The 15,779-nt window shown below is 61.5% G+C and carries 8 protein-coding genes; 5 read left to right on the forward strand and 3 right to left on the reverse strand.

Features of this window, described 5'->3' with window-relative positions:
* The first annotated feature begins 1 nt into the window (after nucleotide 1).
* The 5 genes from Q1A53_RS16530 to Q1A53_RS16550 are packed head-to-tail and all read left to right on the forward strand — an operon-like array spanning nucleotide 2 to nucleotide 4,266.
* Nucleotides 2-883, forward strand: coding sequence for a hypothetical protein (locus Q1A53_RS16530; RefSeq protein WP_299968748.1), 882 nt, complete (start codon nucleotides 2-4; stop codon nucleotides 881-883).
* Complete coding sequence (locus Q1A53_RS16535; protein WP_299968749.1) at nucleotides 876-1,973, forward strand: hypothetical protein; 1,098 nt, start codon at nucleotides 876-878, stop codon at nucleotides 1,971-1,973. The genes Q1A53_RS16530 and Q1A53_RS16535 overlap by 8 nt, the downstream gene beginning before the upstream one ends.
* A 51-nt stretch (nucleotides 1,974-2,024) precedes the next feature.
* Nucleotides 2,025-2,633, forward strand: a complete 609-nt coding sequence (locus tag Q1A53_RS16540) for a VPLPA-CTERM sorting domain-containing protein (RefSeq protein WP_299968750.1) — start codon at nucleotides 2,025-2,027, stop codon at nucleotides 2,631-2,633.
* Between the two features lie 5 nt (nucleotides 2,634-2,638).
* Nucleotides 2,639-3,640 carry a chromate resistance protein ChrB domain-containing protein gene (locus Q1A53_RS16545; protein WP_299968751.1) on the forward strand — a complete coding sequence of 334 codons (1,002 nt, stop codon included), beginning with the start codon at nucleotides 2,639-2,641 and terminating at the stop codon, nucleotides 3,638-3,640.
* Between the two features lie 8 nt (nucleotides 3,641-3,648).
* Complete coding sequence (locus tag Q1A53_RS16550; protein WP_299968752.1) at nucleotides 3,649-4,266, forward strand: hypothetical protein; 618 nt, start codon at nucleotides 3,649-3,651, stop codon at nucleotides 4,264-4,266.
* Between the two features lie 151 nt (nucleotides 4,267-4,417).
* Here Q1A53_RS16550 and Q1A53_RS16555 read toward each other — a convergent pair whose 3' ends face one another.
* The 3 genes from Q1A53_RS16555 to Q1A53_RS16565 are packed head-to-tail and all read right to left on the reverse strand — an operon-like array spanning nucleotide 4,418 to nucleotide 15,647.
* Nucleotides 4,418-4,978 (reverse strand): suppressor of fused domain protein, encoded by a 561-nt coding sequence (locus tag Q1A53_RS16555; RefSeq protein ID WP_299968753.1) that lies wholly within the window; start codon nucleotides 4,976-4,978, stop codon nucleotides 4,418-4,420.
* Nucleotides 4,954-9,309: a polymorphic toxin-type HINT domain-containing protein gene (locus Q1A53_RS16560; protein ID WP_299968754.1), complete on the reverse strand. Its 4,356-nt coding sequence runs from the start codon at nucleotides 9,307-9,309 to the stop codon at nucleotides 4,954-4,956. Before Q1A53_RS16560 ends, Q1A53_RS16555 begins: the two co-directional genes overlap by 25 nt.
* Before the next feature lie 35 nt (nucleotides 9,310-9,344).
* Nucleotides 9,345-15,647, reverse strand: a complete 6,303-nt coding sequence (locus Q1A53_RS16565; RefSeq protein WP_299968755.1) for a PKD domain-containing protein — start codon at nucleotides 15,645-15,647, stop codon at nucleotides 9,345-9,347.
* Nucleotides 15,648-15,779 lie beyond the last annotated feature (132 nt).

Raw genomic sequence — 15,779 nt, forward strand, 5'->3', positions numbered from 1 at the left:
GATGATACCGAACGTGCGTGCGCTGGCATTGGCCGTGCTGGCGCCCTTGATGGCACAGGCAGAGGACGCCGTCATGTTCAGCGCCTTTGACGGCTCCAACTGGGCGCTTTACTCCGTCGTGCCGGGCGAGACACCAGTTCTCCAGCTCGCGGGTGAAACGCGCGGCGCCGATGTGCGGGCGGGCCGGATCATCTTTGCGGATCCTGCCGGGCGCGTGCATCTACAACAGATCGGCGCCGGTGCCGCCACGGTCGTCCCGGGTCTGCCGCTTCCCTGCGCGCAACCGACGCTCTCACCCGATGGGGCCAGCGCTGTGGTCGCCTGTTTCCGCTTTGCCAATCGCCAGGATGATGGCGCTTTCTTTCATATCGACCTTGAGGATCTGTCGGTCAGCCCGCTCTATGACGGCCCCGGTCTGCAGAAAAGCCCGATATACTCGCCCGACGGCAGTCAAATCGCCTTTGTCAGCGGCTTCCGGCTGTCGGCAGAGCGGGTGATCGAGCACATCTGGGTCATGGCGGCGGATGGGTCCGGCGCGCGGCCCATCGCGGATGGGTCGGACGAGAACATCGACCCCACCTGGATCAATGACAGCACGCTGGTCTACAGCTCCGACGCGGAGAGCCAGGCGGTGCGCTTGTGGCAACATGATCTGCAGGAGGATACCGCGCGCCCGATCACCAACGGACCCGCGGATATGGAAGGGGCCGCCCATCCCGACGGAAAAGTTGCCTATATCGGCCAGACGGTAGACGGCTTTTCCCTCTTTCTGACCGATCCTGCAAACCCGACCCTGCCCAAGCGGATCGCTGTCACGGAAACCGATGGCCTGATTGCCGCCCATGATCCGGTCTGGACCAAGGAGCTAGTCGCAGATGAGTAACCGCCGCCCGTTTCGAGCGACACTTGCCCTCTTCCTCGGACTGAGCCTCGCCGCGATCAGCACCCGAGCCGATGATATCACGCTTGAAATCACTCCCACCCTGATCACCCCGTCCGATGGTGAGACAGCCCAGCTGCGGCTCGTCCCGCCGTCTGATGGTCAGGCGGTGGTGCGCATTTACGGGCCGGACTGGCGCCCGGTGAACGAGATCGTCACCGAGAACCTCACCGGCAACGAAGCGGCGCTCATTGACTGGGATGGCCGTGGCCCCGATGGCGAGATTCTGCCCTCAGAGGCCTATTTCGCGACCGTGGATTTCAACGCAACCGACGGGTCCAGCCTGCTGCTGGATCGCTCGATCGAGCGTGCGTTAGGCGAAGTTCTGGTGCAAGACGTGCGCTATGAGGATGGTGCCGTGCACTTCCGACTGTCGGTACCCGCCCGGGTGACGATCCTCGCGGGGCTCGACGATGGCGGGCCTCTGATGCACACACTGCTGTCAGGCGTGCCTTATCCGGCGGGAACGCACCAGCTGCCCTGGGATGGGATGGATCAAAGCGGCGTGGTCAATGTCGGTGAAGAGGATCTCTTTCGGCTCTTCGTCTCCGCCCGCGAAGTCGTCTCGCCACCGCTGATCCTGCGCAACGCCCAAGGCCCCGCGTATCACCAGCACACCCGCGCGCTCGAAGCAGAAGACATCCCCATCAAGGAGGGGATCAGCATGGAGGATTTTGGCGGTGCGTCACATCTGCTCCCCGCGCCCGCCGATGTCTCTCCCGAGCCGCTCTTCAAGCTCAGCATCCCCGATGCGACCCTCGGCGAGGACGGCATTCCGGTGGTCAGCGGCGAGGTGCCCTTGCGGGTCAGTCTGGGCGACGATGTGCGGGTGCCCGTGCTTGCGCGCAGGTTCGAAATCGTTCTGTTCCAGAACTACAACTTCACCACCGAGATCGAAGAAGGGCGCAGCCCTGCGACGATCGTGTGGAACGCCAGCTCCTTGCCATCCGGGCGCTACCTGCTGACGGTGAATGTCGCGACACTCCCGGGACGGATGAGTGCCGCCTCGACATACGTGAACTTGCAGCAATAGTTGCGTCAAGGCGGGAATCTGGTAAGGTTTTGCAAATAATTTTATCGGGGTATGATTATGAAGTTTGTCGTTTCATTGGCCATGTCGGTCTTTCTGGCGTCGGCCGCAGGTGCATCAACGGTCACCAACATTGATCTCAATGATTTCTTCGCCGACGATGATGTGACGGTCTCTGCCGATGGCACGAGCGCCCTGTTCGTCGAGAACCCAGATTTCAGCAGCATCATCCTGTCGAATGATCCAGGTCTGGGCGACCCCGAGGTGATCATCGCAGCGCCGATGACGACGCTGTCTTTTGACTACAGCTTTGTTGAAACGCTGGGTGGCGACGATGAATTCTTTGCCTTTCTGCTGGACAGCGTAACGGGATCGCCGCTGGGTGCTGCCTATCAGTTTCTGACGACCGACAGCGGATCCGGCACCGTGAACATGGACATCTCCCCGCTGACGGGCGGTCAGCTTGGACTTCAGTTCAACTTAAACTCTCTCTTTGCCGACACCTCTACGAATAGCACGCTGACGGTGTCCAATGTCACCCTGAGCACCGGCTCGACCGTGGGCGTTGTACCGCTGCCAGCGGGCCTGCCTCTGCTGCTCGGCGGGCTTGGGCTGTTTGCCATTGTGCGCCGCCGGTCTGCGGCGTCCCACCGTCCGACCTGAAGGCCATGCTGGGATCAGCCTGGGGCCGTATCGGCATCACCTTCGCCCTGGCCTCCGCTGCCTTTGCAGCGGCTGCGGTGAGCACCGTAAGACCGCCCGAGCCTGCCCCCGTCTACGTCACGTGGGAGGGGATCGGCCCTGACAAATGGGCGTCCATCTGGTTGCTCCGCCGCCACATCGACCCGCAGGCGGAGATCCACTTCGTGGATCCGGGCGTGATGCCGGATGACGGCACGGCCTTTGACATCCCGGGATCCGACTACATGCGCGCCGGACCCATCACCACATTTGAGGCACTTCTGGCCTCCGATCTGGGCAGCGGTATCGACAGCCCGGATGTGGCCCGCATGGCCGAGATCATCAACGAGATGGAGGTCTCACGCTGGCACATCACCGCCAGTTCGAACACCGGCCTTGTGGAACGCGGTTTCCGCAACCTGCAGTTTCGCTTTGACAGGGATGCGGTGCCGTTTTCCTGCTACATGAGCTTTTTCGACAATCTGGAGACGCTCATCGACCGCGCAGACGGCGGGCCGGTCGATCCATCGATCCTCGATACCGGCGACCGGCTGTGTGAACATCTGCCGGAAAACGGCAAGACGCAGTCTCAGACCGTGCAGGAAATGCAGGCCCGCACCGTGCTTGAGACACTCGGCAAAGGTGCCAACATCGTCTTTGTCGACACGCGCGAACGGGCCGAGTTCGACGAGTTCCACATTCCCGGCGCGGTGCACATGCCCCTGCGCGAGGTGAGCGCGGAGCGGATGGCCCAGTTCGCCGACGCCGATCTGGTCATTCCCTACTGTGTCAAAGACTTCCGCGGTTTCGAGGTGGCGCGCGCCATGTCGAGCCTCGGGGTGCAAAACGTGGCGATCATGAACCCCTATGGCATCCGCGGCTGGCGCAATGTGGGTCTGCCGGTCGCGGGCGATTTGGCGATGTCACAACCGGATGCGATGGCGGCATTGTCCTCCTGCGCGTCGAACCCGGATGGCTGCCTTCAGTGACGGGTCGGATGATCTATCCCGCAGCCCTGACGCTGGCGTTCCTGCTGCCAGGGCTGGAATGGCTCCGCGGCGTCGATCTGGGCGCGGTGCTCTATAGCCCACAGGAGTTCCCACCCGGGCAAAGGTTCTATCTGGCAGCCAAGCTGCTGGGCATGATGGCTATGAGCGTCGCGCTGGTGCAAATCGGCCTGTCGGCACTGGGCCGCGCCGGTATGCTACGGCTGGACCGGTCGGATCACCGCGCGCTCGGGATGTTGATCACACTGCTGATGATCGCCCATGTGGCGAGCTTTGTGACAGGCGTATCGATCCGTAACGGGTACTTCACCTGGTATCTGATGATGCCCAACCTGACCAACGGCAGCTACGCGCGCGGGGTCAGCATGGGGGTCATCGGCTTCTGGCTGCTGCTGCTGGGTGTTGCCGTGCATCTTCTGCGCCGCGGACTACCCCGTCTGCTGCACCGCGCAGCACTGGTTGCCTGCGGGTTGGGGCTGGTTCACGCGGTGTGGATCGGCACCGAAAAGATGTACATTTGGGGGCTGGTGGCGGGCTTTGCGGCTCTGTTCGGAGCTGTCTTGCTGAAAAAGTCGCCACTACTCAACCTTCGGCCCGAACGCCATTGAGCTAAGAAAAGCGTCAGTTCCGTACGGCTTGTCAGCTAACCGTCGAAGGCGCCAGAAAATCTGGTGCCTGAGCCGTTTCGTTTGAAGATCAAACCCTCCGTCTCAGCGGCAGCTCCTGCGATAATGCCGACACATCACCTGTGAGCCTACTTTAGAATGCGCTGACCCGCTGAGCATCCCAGTAAGGCACCTCGTTCTCTTCAAAATGTTCCCAGAGAGCCGGTTCGCCGTGCTTTTTCTTGTACTCGAGTTCATCGGCAAAGAGTGGGACCAGTTGGATAAACTCTACCAGTGCACCATCACGTTTCAAATGTGGGACGATCTCATCCCCGCCATCAGTAAAAAGATAGCTACGGGCTGATGTCCCCTCCCAAAGTTCAAAAGCCAAAGTGGTGGTGTCGCCGCTGTCAGGCACCTGTCCCGTCCCATTTCCATCCAGCGCTATCTCTGCGAGAGAATCCGGCAATCCTTTTGGCGATGTGGTTAGCCCGAAGAAAAACTCGCAGCTTCGATCACGGTCTCCCATGACCTGGCTGGCACCGACAGTCGCAAACAGAAAAACGCCCTCATCCGTCTGTTGCGGCGTGAAAGTCAGGATGGAGAAGGCATTGGTCTGGGTGCGAAACACCCGTTTGTCCTGTGCCTTCCCCCAAAGGGACTCATAGTGCGCCTCGACATCGTCTGGACCTATCGGTCTTTCGGAGGTGTCCATTCGGTCCCCAATTCTTTGCTTCCCTTGGATGCATTGCAGGAAGCACAGGAGCCAGTCAAGTTGTCGGGGTCTCTTATGCGGTCACTCCTGACCTGGCGAGAATCTGCATGTCCGCCCTCGACCCAGTCCTGTTTCTGAGATCGAATATGATCCACCTGAGTTGAAGGGTTCTTTTCACAGTAGGTGCACGTCGGGTTCTCATCGAGAACGCGCTTCTTCTCTTTGCGGGTGATGTCCTTGTATTTGTTCCGCTTGTATTTCGGAACTGGACAATTGTGCACCCACACGGCGTCCTCTGCCGTGGCATTCGTGACAAAGAAGTTCTCGTCGTCTTCCACCGTCAGGTTATAGGCCCGGATGGGTTCATCCCGCAGGCTGACGGAGACAACCTCGCTCCAGCCTGTGGCGGCGTTCATCAGGTGGTCGCCGGGCCGCAGGTTGACGGCATCCATCCATGCACCACCAGGAATGTCGCCGTGATAGACATGACCATGGGTACTGGCCAGTGACAGCCGTGGCACCGCGCCCGGAACTGCAAAGTAGGGATGTGTCTCGTTGGAGACGATGGTTTGCAGCGTGCCTGTTTCGATGTTGCGGATATCGAGGGTGACGGTGGTCTCGTAGTCGTTGAAGTGCTTGGCGACCACATCGCGGAACGCGAGCTCGCCAGTGACCTCGTCGCGGGCCAGCACGCTGGTCACCGCCGCATCGAGGTTTTCAATTGCGACCAGCCCATCGGCAGTCACGATCTGCGTTGCACCGTCAAAAGAGGAGCAGGGCGAGCGGCGAACGGCATCGCCCACCTTATCCGCAGCCCGGCCCGCACGGCGGAACTTGTTCCCCAGCCCGCCCGTGAGACAGCCGATCCCGGCAGAGATCGCGCGATCCGTCCAGGTGCGCTCCTCTTTGCCGTCAAAGGCGTGGTGCATGATCTCGTCTTCGATCGCCCCTTGCGCCGCTCCGCGCAGACACAGGCCGATCAGCGGCAGGATTTCACCCGACGGATCGTTGAAGCTGAGCGGGTTGGCCATGGCGTGACGGTAGGGGTTGTAGCCCTGGCGCACCGGATCGGTCTGGATGAAGCGCGACGTGCTCGCATCGTAGAACCGGGCGCCCACGTGCAACAGGTCCGCCTGATCTTCGTTGTAGTAGCCAACGGCACCGTTCCAGATGAACGGGTTGGGCGTCGCCCCGCTGTGCACAAGCGCATCACCATGCGCACCAAAGCTGTAGCGGTCGGTGACCGATCCGGTGGTGTCCACCAGCCCGCGCACATGGTCGATCCCGTCGATCATGTAGTGCCGCGTGCCGAACCCGCCCGAGATCGACGTGAGCCCGACACCGTAGTCGAAACGACGCACGGGTGCGTTCGCGGCGCTCTTCTCTTCCAGCAATGTTGGGCCCCAGCGGACCTCGCGGCTGACAACACCTCCCAGAGTGCGACGCACCCGCGTGCCGTCGCTATCATACCCATAGCTGACCGGTGTGAGTCCGGTTCCGGAAATCCCGGCCAGGCGGTTCAGATCATCGTAGTTGTAGGTCTCGGTCGCCGGACCATCGACAACCGTTACGAGGTTACCGTTCTCGTCGTAGGCGTAGGTGATGCCCGTACTGTCATCGGTCAGCTCATCGACTTCGTTATAGACATAGGTGGTGATCACCCCATCACGGTTCTGGGTGAGCCGGTTGCCGTTGCCGTCATAGGTCCATTGCGTGACCACCGGTGTGCCACCCTGCGGCGTGATCGTCTCGGACAGCAGACGCATCATGCCGTCATAACTGTACTGATGCAGCGTGCCGTCTGCCTCGGTCATGCTCAGCATCAGGGCGGAAGCATCGTAGGTATAGGTGTTGCTCATCAACACCGTGGACCCGTCAGGTGCGGTATGCACCACGCTCGTCACCCGGTCATCGGCGTCATAGCCGTAACTGACCGTGACACCATTGGGCAGCACCTCGGTGGCCATCCGGTCGTCCGCGTCATAGGTGTAGCGGGACGTGCCCGCAGGCGTTGTCGCCTGGCTCATCCGGCTGTCGGCATCGTAGCTGTAGGAAACCGAATAGCGCCCGGGACGGTCCAGCTGCGTCAGCCGGTCGAACGCATCATAGGTATAGTTAAGGCGGTCGTTCCAGACCCCGACCTCGGAGGTCACCCGGCTTCCCGCATCGTAGGTATAGGCGACGGTTCCCGCATACCCGCTGCGCTGCAGCATATCGTCCCGCGCATTGTAGCTGTAAGTGATCGTCCCGTCGTTGGGCAGGGCAACCCCTGTCATCCGGTCCTTGGCATCAAATGCGTAGGTGAAATTCTGACCCTTGCGATCGGTGTACTGCACCGTGTTGCCCACGATGTCGTAGCTGCGCGTGCTCGTGGAGCTGTCGCTGTAGGTGACCTGCGTCTGCCAGTTCATGTTGTCGTAGGTCATCGACGTCACGTTTCCGCGCGGATCGTTGACGGCCGTCAGATTGCCGACCTCATCGTAGGTATAGGTGACCCGGGAGCCATCGCCCCGCGTAACAGAGGTAAGCAGATTCCCTCGGTCATAGGCGCGCCGCACGATGCGGTTTTCGGGATCGGTCGTGGTGATCAGATTGGAGAGGCTGTCGTAAGCATAGGTCGTCTGATTGCCCAGCGGCGTCGTCTCTGCTGTGACCCGCCCAAAGCCATCGTACGTCAGTGTGGTGGTGTTACCGAGCGGATCCGTGGTGCTCGTCTGCTCGTCATTGACGTTATACGTATACGTCGTCGCATTGCCGAGCGGATCCGTCACGCTGAGAAGCCGGTTGCGCGGGTTGTAGACGAAGGTCGAAGTCTCGCCCGCCGGGTTCGTCTCGGTCAACTGGCGGCCGACAGCGTCGTAGGTGTAGGTCGAGACAAGGCCGTTTTCATCCGTATAGCCTGTGAGGTCTCCGGACGCGTTGTAGGCGTAGCTTGCCGTGTTGCCCAACTCATCGGTGGCGGTCAACAGACGACCGGCGCTGTCGTAGGTGAAAGTCTCGATACCGCCCAGAGGATCGGTGACAGACGTCAGGTTGCCATTGGCGTCGTAGGCCATGGTGGTGACCCGGCCCGACGGGTCGGTGATGGTCTGGGTCCGGGCAAAATTGCCATAGGTATAGGTGGTGACCCCGCCATTCGGCGCCGTCGCTGTCAGAAGGTTACCCTGCGCGTCAAAGGTGTAATCGTAAGTGTTGCCGCGCTGGTCCTGATAGGAGGTCATGTTGCCCGCGGCGTCCCAGGTCATGTACTTGTTGCCGTTGCGCAGATCGCGGACGCGGGTCGGGTTTCCATTGTCGTTGAAGTAGTGATCAGAGGTTCCGCTGTTGGAATTGCGGACGCGCGTGTAACCACTCAGGTACTGATAGGTAAAGCTCGCGCCATAGGCGAACTGCCGGGTGACCCGGCCTTGGGCATCGTAGGTATTGGTCAGCACCTGCGTCCCGTCTGCGGATGTAATCGCGCTCAGCCGGTTCGCGGCATCGTAGCTGTAGGTGGTCGTGTTGCCGCGCTGATTGGTGACCGTCGTCAGCAGGTTGGCAGCGTTGTAGCCATAGGTGACCGTGCGCCCGATGTTGTCGGTTATCTGCGCGATCTTGGAGGCGTCATTGTAGGTATAGCTAAGGCTGCGACCCGCCGGGTTTGTCACGGAGATGATACGACCCGCCCCGTCGTAGGCCACCACCAGCGCATTGCCGTTCAGATCGACGATGCGGTCCAGTCGGTTGCTGGTAAAGCGGAACTGGATACCGTCCTGCCGGGTCCAGGTGAAACGGCCCTGTCCGGTCTTGACCAGTGTGCCGAAACGGGCACGCTCGGGGATCCACGTATCGTCTGGACCCTGCTCGAACACATGGCGCGCGCCGCTGTCATCGCGCAACACCACCTGCCTGCCGACGACGATGGGCGCAATAGCGACAGCGCCCGTATTGCCACTCACCGACAGGCGCGCGAACTTGGTCACCTCGCGGATGGACATCACGTAGGACGTGCTCCACCCCCGGCCGAACGGGCCGTCATTGACCACATCCTGGTTGTTGTAGACCCGCATCATGGAGATCGGCAGCGCGAAACTGTCCAGCGCGGCGTCCTGCACGTCCATCTTGAAGTTACCGGTCCTCAGCTGGACCGGGTCGCCCTCTTCCTCCTGATCGGGATCATCGGGGTTCTCGTCATCGGGCCCATCGGGATCGGAGCCGGTGTGCCCCTGGTCCTTGGGAGGCGCGTCAAAGGCATAGGCGGCGCCCTGACCGGTGACCAGCGGCTGCGCAAGGATCAGGAGGGCTCCCAGCATGAGCGCCAGAATGGTTGTGAAAAGGGAAAACTTTTTCATCTGAACAGTCACCTTCATAATACCCTTACGCCCCCTCAGTACCGGACCACGGTCGTGCCATACCTTGGCAGCGACCGGTTACCGCTGGCATCGACCGCCACGACACCGATGGAATAGATGTCCGGGGCGACGAAGTTGCCCTCCGCATCGCGTCCGTCCCAGGTCACCACATTGGCGCCCGCGGCACGGTTGGATGCGGTGATGCGGCGCACGGATAGCCCTTCGGAATTGAGCACGTCGAGCACCAGCGTGGCAGGTTTGTCGATGGTCACAGCGACACTGGCCGTTGCCGCCCCACCCGAGGAATATGGGTTAAAGACGGGGTTGAGGAACTGCGGGCTCACACCGACCGCCGTGATCTCGGGCTGGTTCCCGGTCACGATGATGGTGTTCTCCGGCAGACGGTAGAGCCACAGGGTGACCGGATACTGCCGGTCGGGCTCAACCACGACGCCGTTGTCGTCAAACCCGTCCCAGACGTCCGTGTAGGTGCCCGCAGGTCGCGGCAGACGCAAGAAGACGGTGCGCACGGGCCCGATCGTGTCGGCGCTGAAACCGCCCGGCAGCCGTGTCCAGAAGTAAAGGGACACTTCCGCAGGCCACGGGATCGTGTAGCCAACCTCCACCGGCACGCCTTCGTAAGGATTGAAGTTCCGGGTGAAAGACCGGCTGGGCGTCAGTTCTTCGAAAACAGCGGTGTTGCGGGCGTCAAAGACCTCTGTCTCGCCGTTCACAGTGACCGACACCACCACATAGTAGGCACCATCCCGCACCAGATTGCCGTTCTCGTCCCGGCCATCCCACGCGTCCTGATAGGTGCCGGGATCGCGGCTGAGGTTGCTGACCAGCCGCCGGACCAGCACGCCTGCCCCGTCCACAATATCAACCTGGACCTGACCGGCAGCGCCGTTGATCGCGGTGTTGATGATCGCCGTTTCACCGCCGATGGGGTTGAAGCTGCTGGCGGCCACGGTGGTCGTCAGCTCAAACCTGGGCTCGATCACTTGGGTGGCCGTCGATGTGAGACCATCGTTATCGGTCACCACCAACTCAGCGGTAAAGCTGCCCGCGCCCTCGTAGGTATGCGTGTAGGTCCCGGCACTCGTGGCGGTGAAGTCCGCCGTGCCGTCGCCGTCCACATCGATCGCGAAAGACTGCACCGTGCCATCGGCGTCCGACCCATCGAACGTAAAGGTTACCTCAAGCGGTGCGGGCCCTTCCGTCACATCGGCACGCAACACAGCAGTTGGTCCACCGGCGGGGCCGACGATCACAGGCACCTGCGCGCTGCGGCTTTGGCCAAGGATATCGGTCGCGGTAAAGACAGGCCTGAAGGTGCCCGGTGTTGTGTAGCTGACCGCAACCTGACCGCGTTGGAAGTAGTCATAGAGCAGACCCGAAGAGTTGCCGATGACGATATCGCTGTCGCCATCCGCGTCGAGATCCGCAAAGGCGGGGTTGGCGTAGCTGCCGACATCGAAATTCAGGACATTTGTATCCACCAATTCGAACTGTGGCGTCGGACCAGCGGTGGTCTCAAAGAGATAGACCAGGCCGCTGCTATTACCCACGAACAGCTCGGTACTGCCATCGCCGTCATAGTCGAAGAAGACGGGTACCGCATAGCTGCCCACATCTATTGTGGTGCCGAAACGGTCCTGCAGGAAGCTGCGCGTGACGAAAGCCGGGACAGCATTGGTGCCGGTATTCACGTGCACTTCGATGTTGCCGGAGGAGTCCCCCACCAGCATGTCGAGCAGCCCATCGTTCGAAATGTCGAAGAAGACGGGTGCTGCATAGCTGCCCACATCAATGGTGCTGCCGCTTTGATAGGTGACAAGGACCGGCGCCTCAAAGACCGGCGCACCCGGCGCCCCGACATTCCGCAACAGGAAGATCTGGCCGGAGCTGTTGCCGACGTAGAAATCCACATCGCCGTCGCTCTCATAGTCATATGCGGTCGGGTTGGCGTAGCTGCCCACATCCACCAAAGCCGTCGTCGGCGCGAGCGGATCAGTCGGCGCCGGTACAATCGGATAGCTGACCTTTTCGCCGAACTGGAACTGTGGTGCAGTGTCGGTGCCTTTGTTGTCGATGAAGGTGAGCGTCCCGTTGCTGTCGCCAATGATCAGATCAAAGTCACTGTCACCGTCGCGATTGTAAAAGGCGGGCGCTGCGTAGCTGCCAACGTCGATCTCGTCGTAGGCCTGGAGAAACCGCGTTTGCGCCGCGCTCTCGACTTCGTAGACGTCCAGGTTGCCGGAGCTGTCCCCGATCACCAGTTCAGGGGCTGCATCATCGTTCATGTTCAGGAAGCTGGGGACCGCGTAGCTGCCGACATCCAGCGTGCCCGTGTTGTTGAGAACGGTCACCGCGGGCTCCCACGCAGGGGATGGTGCGGTCCCGGCATTCCGGAAGAAGAACACCTGTCCCGAGGAATTCCCGACGTAGAGATCGAGCAGGGTATCGCCGCTCGCCTCATGAACCCGCGGTGCAGCGTAGCTGCCGATGTCTATGGTCGTCCCGGCAGTGTCGGAGATCAGATCCTGGTCTACCCAGACAGGCTGCACTGTGGTGCCACCTCGACGGATGAGCCGCAGTTGTCCGTCAATAGTGCCGACGATGAGGTCGAGATCACCGTCATTGTCGTAATCCATCGCCGCCGGGCTTGCGTAGCTGCCAATGTCGATCGTCGTTCCCGTATCAAAGCTCAGCAGGCCTTTGTCGATCCATGTGGGTGCTGCCGCCGGGCCGTTCCGCTCGTAATAGCGGAGGGTCCCGCTGGAGTTGCCCACAAGCAGGTCAAGCCGGCCATTTCCGTTGACGTCGTAGAAAAGTGGGGCGGCATAGCTGCCCACATCCACGGTCAAGAGGTTGTTGGTGGTCGGATCGGTGGCTTGAAGCAGCACGCGGTCGGATATGTCAAAACGCGCAACCGCAGGGTCGGAGGACTGGTTGATAAAGACATACAGCAGGCCACTCGAGTTCCCGAGGATCATATCCGGGACGCTGTCACCGTTCAGATCAGCGTAGTCAGGGTTTGAGTAGCTGCCGATGTCCAGCCTCCCACCAATCAGTTCGGTCGCGGCACCCGGCTCTGTGAAATCGACCGTTCCGTCGCCGTCAATGTCCCAGCTCAGCGTCTCGATGTCTTCGTCAAAGGTCAGCACTTCCCCGATCAGCCGCGTCTGCAAGGGCGCACCGCCATTGTCGGGAACCGCCCGCGCGTTCACGGTCAGCGGTTCGGTCGGGCCGCCACCGGTGGAGGGCAACACGGTGATCTCCACCGTCTTGGTGTCGCTCAGCTCATCGTCGTCGACCACCGTCAAAGCGGCCTGATAGGTGCCCGGCGTGTTGTAGGTATAGGTAGAGTTCATCGAGGCGATCAGCCGCCGGTCGATGTTGCCGTCACCGTTGTAATCCCAGTCGTAGTATTCCGGTGAGCCATCAAAGTCCGAGCCCGAGGCAAAGAAGGTCACCGTCAGGGGGGCCTCGCCGCTCAGCGGGAAGGCCCGTGGCAGCGACACGGGCGGGCCCTCAACGGACACGATGAAGGAGCGTTCCGCCAGAAGGCCGTCGTTGTCGAACACCCGGGCCGTGGCATTGAAAATTCCGCCGGTCTGGTAAGTATAAGTTGTGTTGCCGTCCGTGGCCGAGGTGTAGTCGGTAACGCCGTCGCTCTCGAAATCCCATTCAAAGCGGACGACCTGACCATCGGGGTCGCTGGCGCTGGCGGTAAAGGTGACCTCCAGCGGTGCCGTGCCGGTCAGCGGTGTCGCCCCTGCGTTCAGCACCGGCGGCTCGCCCACGGCGATGGTGACCGTGTCATCAGTGCTGAGCCCGTCGTTATCCGTCACCCGCAGCCGCGCCACGTAGAGCCCGGGGCTGGAGTAGGTGAATTGCGTGCTGGCCGAGGAGGCATCGGAGAAGTCGAAGACACCATCGTCGGTGAAATCCCACTGATAGCGGGTCACACTGCCATCCGCATCCGCGGCCGAGGCGGAAAAGCTGACCTGCAGCGGCGCGGTACCGGTTGTGGGCGTCGCATCGGCGTCGACGGTGGGTCCGATCAGAACCGTGATGATCTCGGTCTTCGTGGCGGTAAAGCCGCTGCTGTCCTGGATCGTGACTGACACGTCATAGGTGCCCGGCTCCGCAAAGGTCCGGTTGAACCCCTGAAGGCTGACGCCGTTGTCCCATTGATAAGTGTAAGGACCGAAACCGCCCAGCATCTCGCTGAACAGCGTCAAATCAAGCGGCGCCGCCCCTCTGCGGGGTGTGGCGCTCAGCAAAGCCTGAGGTGCAAGAATGTCGAAGACCGCCGTATCAGGCCCGCTGTCGACGGTGCCATCATTCACGATCAGCTGCACCACATAGGTCCCGACCAGATCGGGCCGCAGCGTTGTCTCCGCCGCGCCTGTATCACCGATCCCGACGGTGGAGCCATCCGGCGCGCTGATCAGCGACCAGCTATAGCTAAGATCGTCGAAATCCGCATCAGAAGATCCCAGACCGTTCAGCTCGATGGTCTGACCCGCGAAGGCCTCAAGCCCCTCGCCCGCATCGGCCACGGGGCGCGAGTTGATGGTGGTGACGGTGACCGTGTCGGCGGTGGAGCTGACCTGACCATCGTTCACGATCAGCTGGATCACATAAGTGCCGGGACGATCCAGCGTCAATTGCGGTGCGGCGCTGCCCGCCCCTGAGAGCGTGGCCGTGGATTCCGCAGGGCGGCTGGAGACAGCCCACGCAAAGCTGAACGTATCGCCATCGGCATCAGACGAACCGGTGCCGTCGAACGTGATCGTGGCACCCACCACATCGCTCTGGTCATCGCCGGCATCGGCAACGGGCGCCGTGTTCAGCGTGCTGATGGTGACGGTATCAAAACGCGTTTCTGTCCCGTCCGAAACCGCCAGCTGCACCACATAGGTACCCGGCACATCAGCGACGAAGCTGGGCATCACACTTGCGGGCGCACTCAGCGATGCGACAGAACCCGACGGCAGGGAGGTAAACGACCAGTCATAGCTCAGCGGATCGCCATCCACATCTGACGACCCCGAGCCATCCAGGCTCACGGTCGCTGCCAGCGCCACCGACTGATCAGGCCCCGCATTGGCCACGGGGGGTACGTTCTGCGTGCTGAGGGTGACGGTATCGGGGGCAGAATCGCTTTGCCCGTCGTTGACGATCAGCTGCGCCACATAGGTACCGGGCGCATCCACGGTGAATTTAGGCAGCGGGCTGGTGGCGTCATCAAGGCTCGCGGTCGATCCATCGGGGCGGCTGATCAGCGACCATGCGTAGGTCAGCAGATCCCCTTCCGGATCGGTGGAGTTCGAGCCGTCCAGCATCACCAGATCATTCAGCGACACGGACGCATTTTCACCGGCAACCGCGGTGGGCGCCTGGTTGACATCGACAGCAATGGACACCGTGTCCGTGTCGGTCAGCTGACCATCGGAGACCGTGAGCTGGGCCGTAAAGGATCCCGCAACATCCGGCGTGAAAACAAAATCGACCCCCGTCGAGGTCGGGGAGATGCTGCTGTTCTGCGGCTGACTGACCAACTGCCAGCTATAGGTCAAGCTGTCGCCGTTGGGATCCGTGGAGGCATCACCCGAGAGCGTGACCTGACGGCCCACCGTGCCGCTGGTATCTGCACCAGCATCGGCGACAGGCGTTGCGTTGCCCGTTGTCAGCGTCACCTGATCCGGCGCGCTGAAATCCGTGCCATCATTGACCACCAGTTCTGCCACGTAGGTTCCGGCCGCGTCAGGGGTCAGCGTGGGTTGTGCATTGGCAGCCCCTGTCAGGGCTGCGGATGATCCGACGGGTCGCTGGATCAGCGTCCAGGCGTAACTGAGCGCGTCACCATCTGCATCGGACGAACCGGTGCCGTCCAGCACTGCCGGTTGTCCGATCGTGACCACCGCATTGGGCCCCGCCTCTGCAATCGGCGGCGTATTGGAACTGGCCGTGCGGGTGATCGCCGCGTCAAAGCTCAGCCGCTCTCGTCCCAGGCCGCTGACCGACAGGTTGAGCTCTATCGGGCTGCCGGGTGGCAAGGCATTGTCGAGCGGGACGACCCACACCCCATCCGCAGTCTGCGAGAAACCAACGAGGGCAGCGCTGGATCCGGCGCTCCCAAGGTTGGAAATTTCCAGAAAGATCGGCGCCGCCACTGCGGCAGTCGAATCGTTTCGGATCGTGATAACGAAATCCGTGTTGCCAGTCCGGCGATTGCGCGACAACCGACCAACGGAGGTGCTGACACCCGGGACAACCTCGGTCTCGGCGGCTGCGGGCTCGGGAGCCACGATTGCGAGCCCCATCACCAAAGCTATAATCAAGAAATACTTAACCGAAGCCCCGAAAATGCTGGCCAACCGCATAAAATACCCCCACCGGAAATCGTCTTCGTCGTCGCGTTACTAATCATGAGTAGAAAACCGCTCATCCCCCTT

Origin of the sequence: uncultured Roseobacter sp. (assembly GCF_947496515.1) — a bacterium.
Taxonomy (GTDB): Bacteria; Pseudomonadota; Alphaproteobacteria; order Rhodobacterales; family Rhodobacteraceae; genus Roseobacter.

Coding starts and splice junctions, on each gene's coding strand:
- Q1A53_RS16530 (WP_299968748.1), top strand. CDS start 2: ATGATACCGAACGTGCGTGCGCTGGCATTGGCCGTGCTGGCGCCCTTG.
- Q1A53_RS16535 (WP_299968749.1), top strand. CDS start 876: ATGAGTAACCGCCGCCCGTTTCGAGCGACACTTGCCCTCTTCCTCGGA.
- Q1A53_RS16540 (WP_299968750.1), top strand. CDS start 2,025: ATGATTATGAAGTTTGTCGTTTCATTGGCCATGTCGGTCTTTCTGGCG.
- Q1A53_RS16545 (WP_299968751.1), top strand. CDS start 2,639: ATGCTGGGATCAGCCTGGGGCCGTATCGGCATCACCTTCGCCCTGGCC.
- Q1A53_RS16550 (WP_299968752.1), top strand. CDS start 3,649: ATGATCTATCCCGCAGCCCTGACGCTGGCGTTCCTGCTGCCAGGGCTG.
- Q1A53_RS16555 (WP_299968753.1), bottom strand. CDS start 4,978: ATGGACACCTCCGAAAGACCGATAGGTCCAGACGATGTCGAGGCGCAC.
- Q1A53_RS16560 (WP_299968754.1), bottom strand. CDS start 9,309: ATGAAAAAGTTTTCCCTTTTCACAACCATTCTGGCGCTCATGCTGGGA.
- Q1A53_RS16565 (WP_299968755.1), bottom strand. CDS start 15,647: ATGGGGCTCGCAATCGTGGCTCCCGAGCCCGCAGCCGCCGAGACCGAG.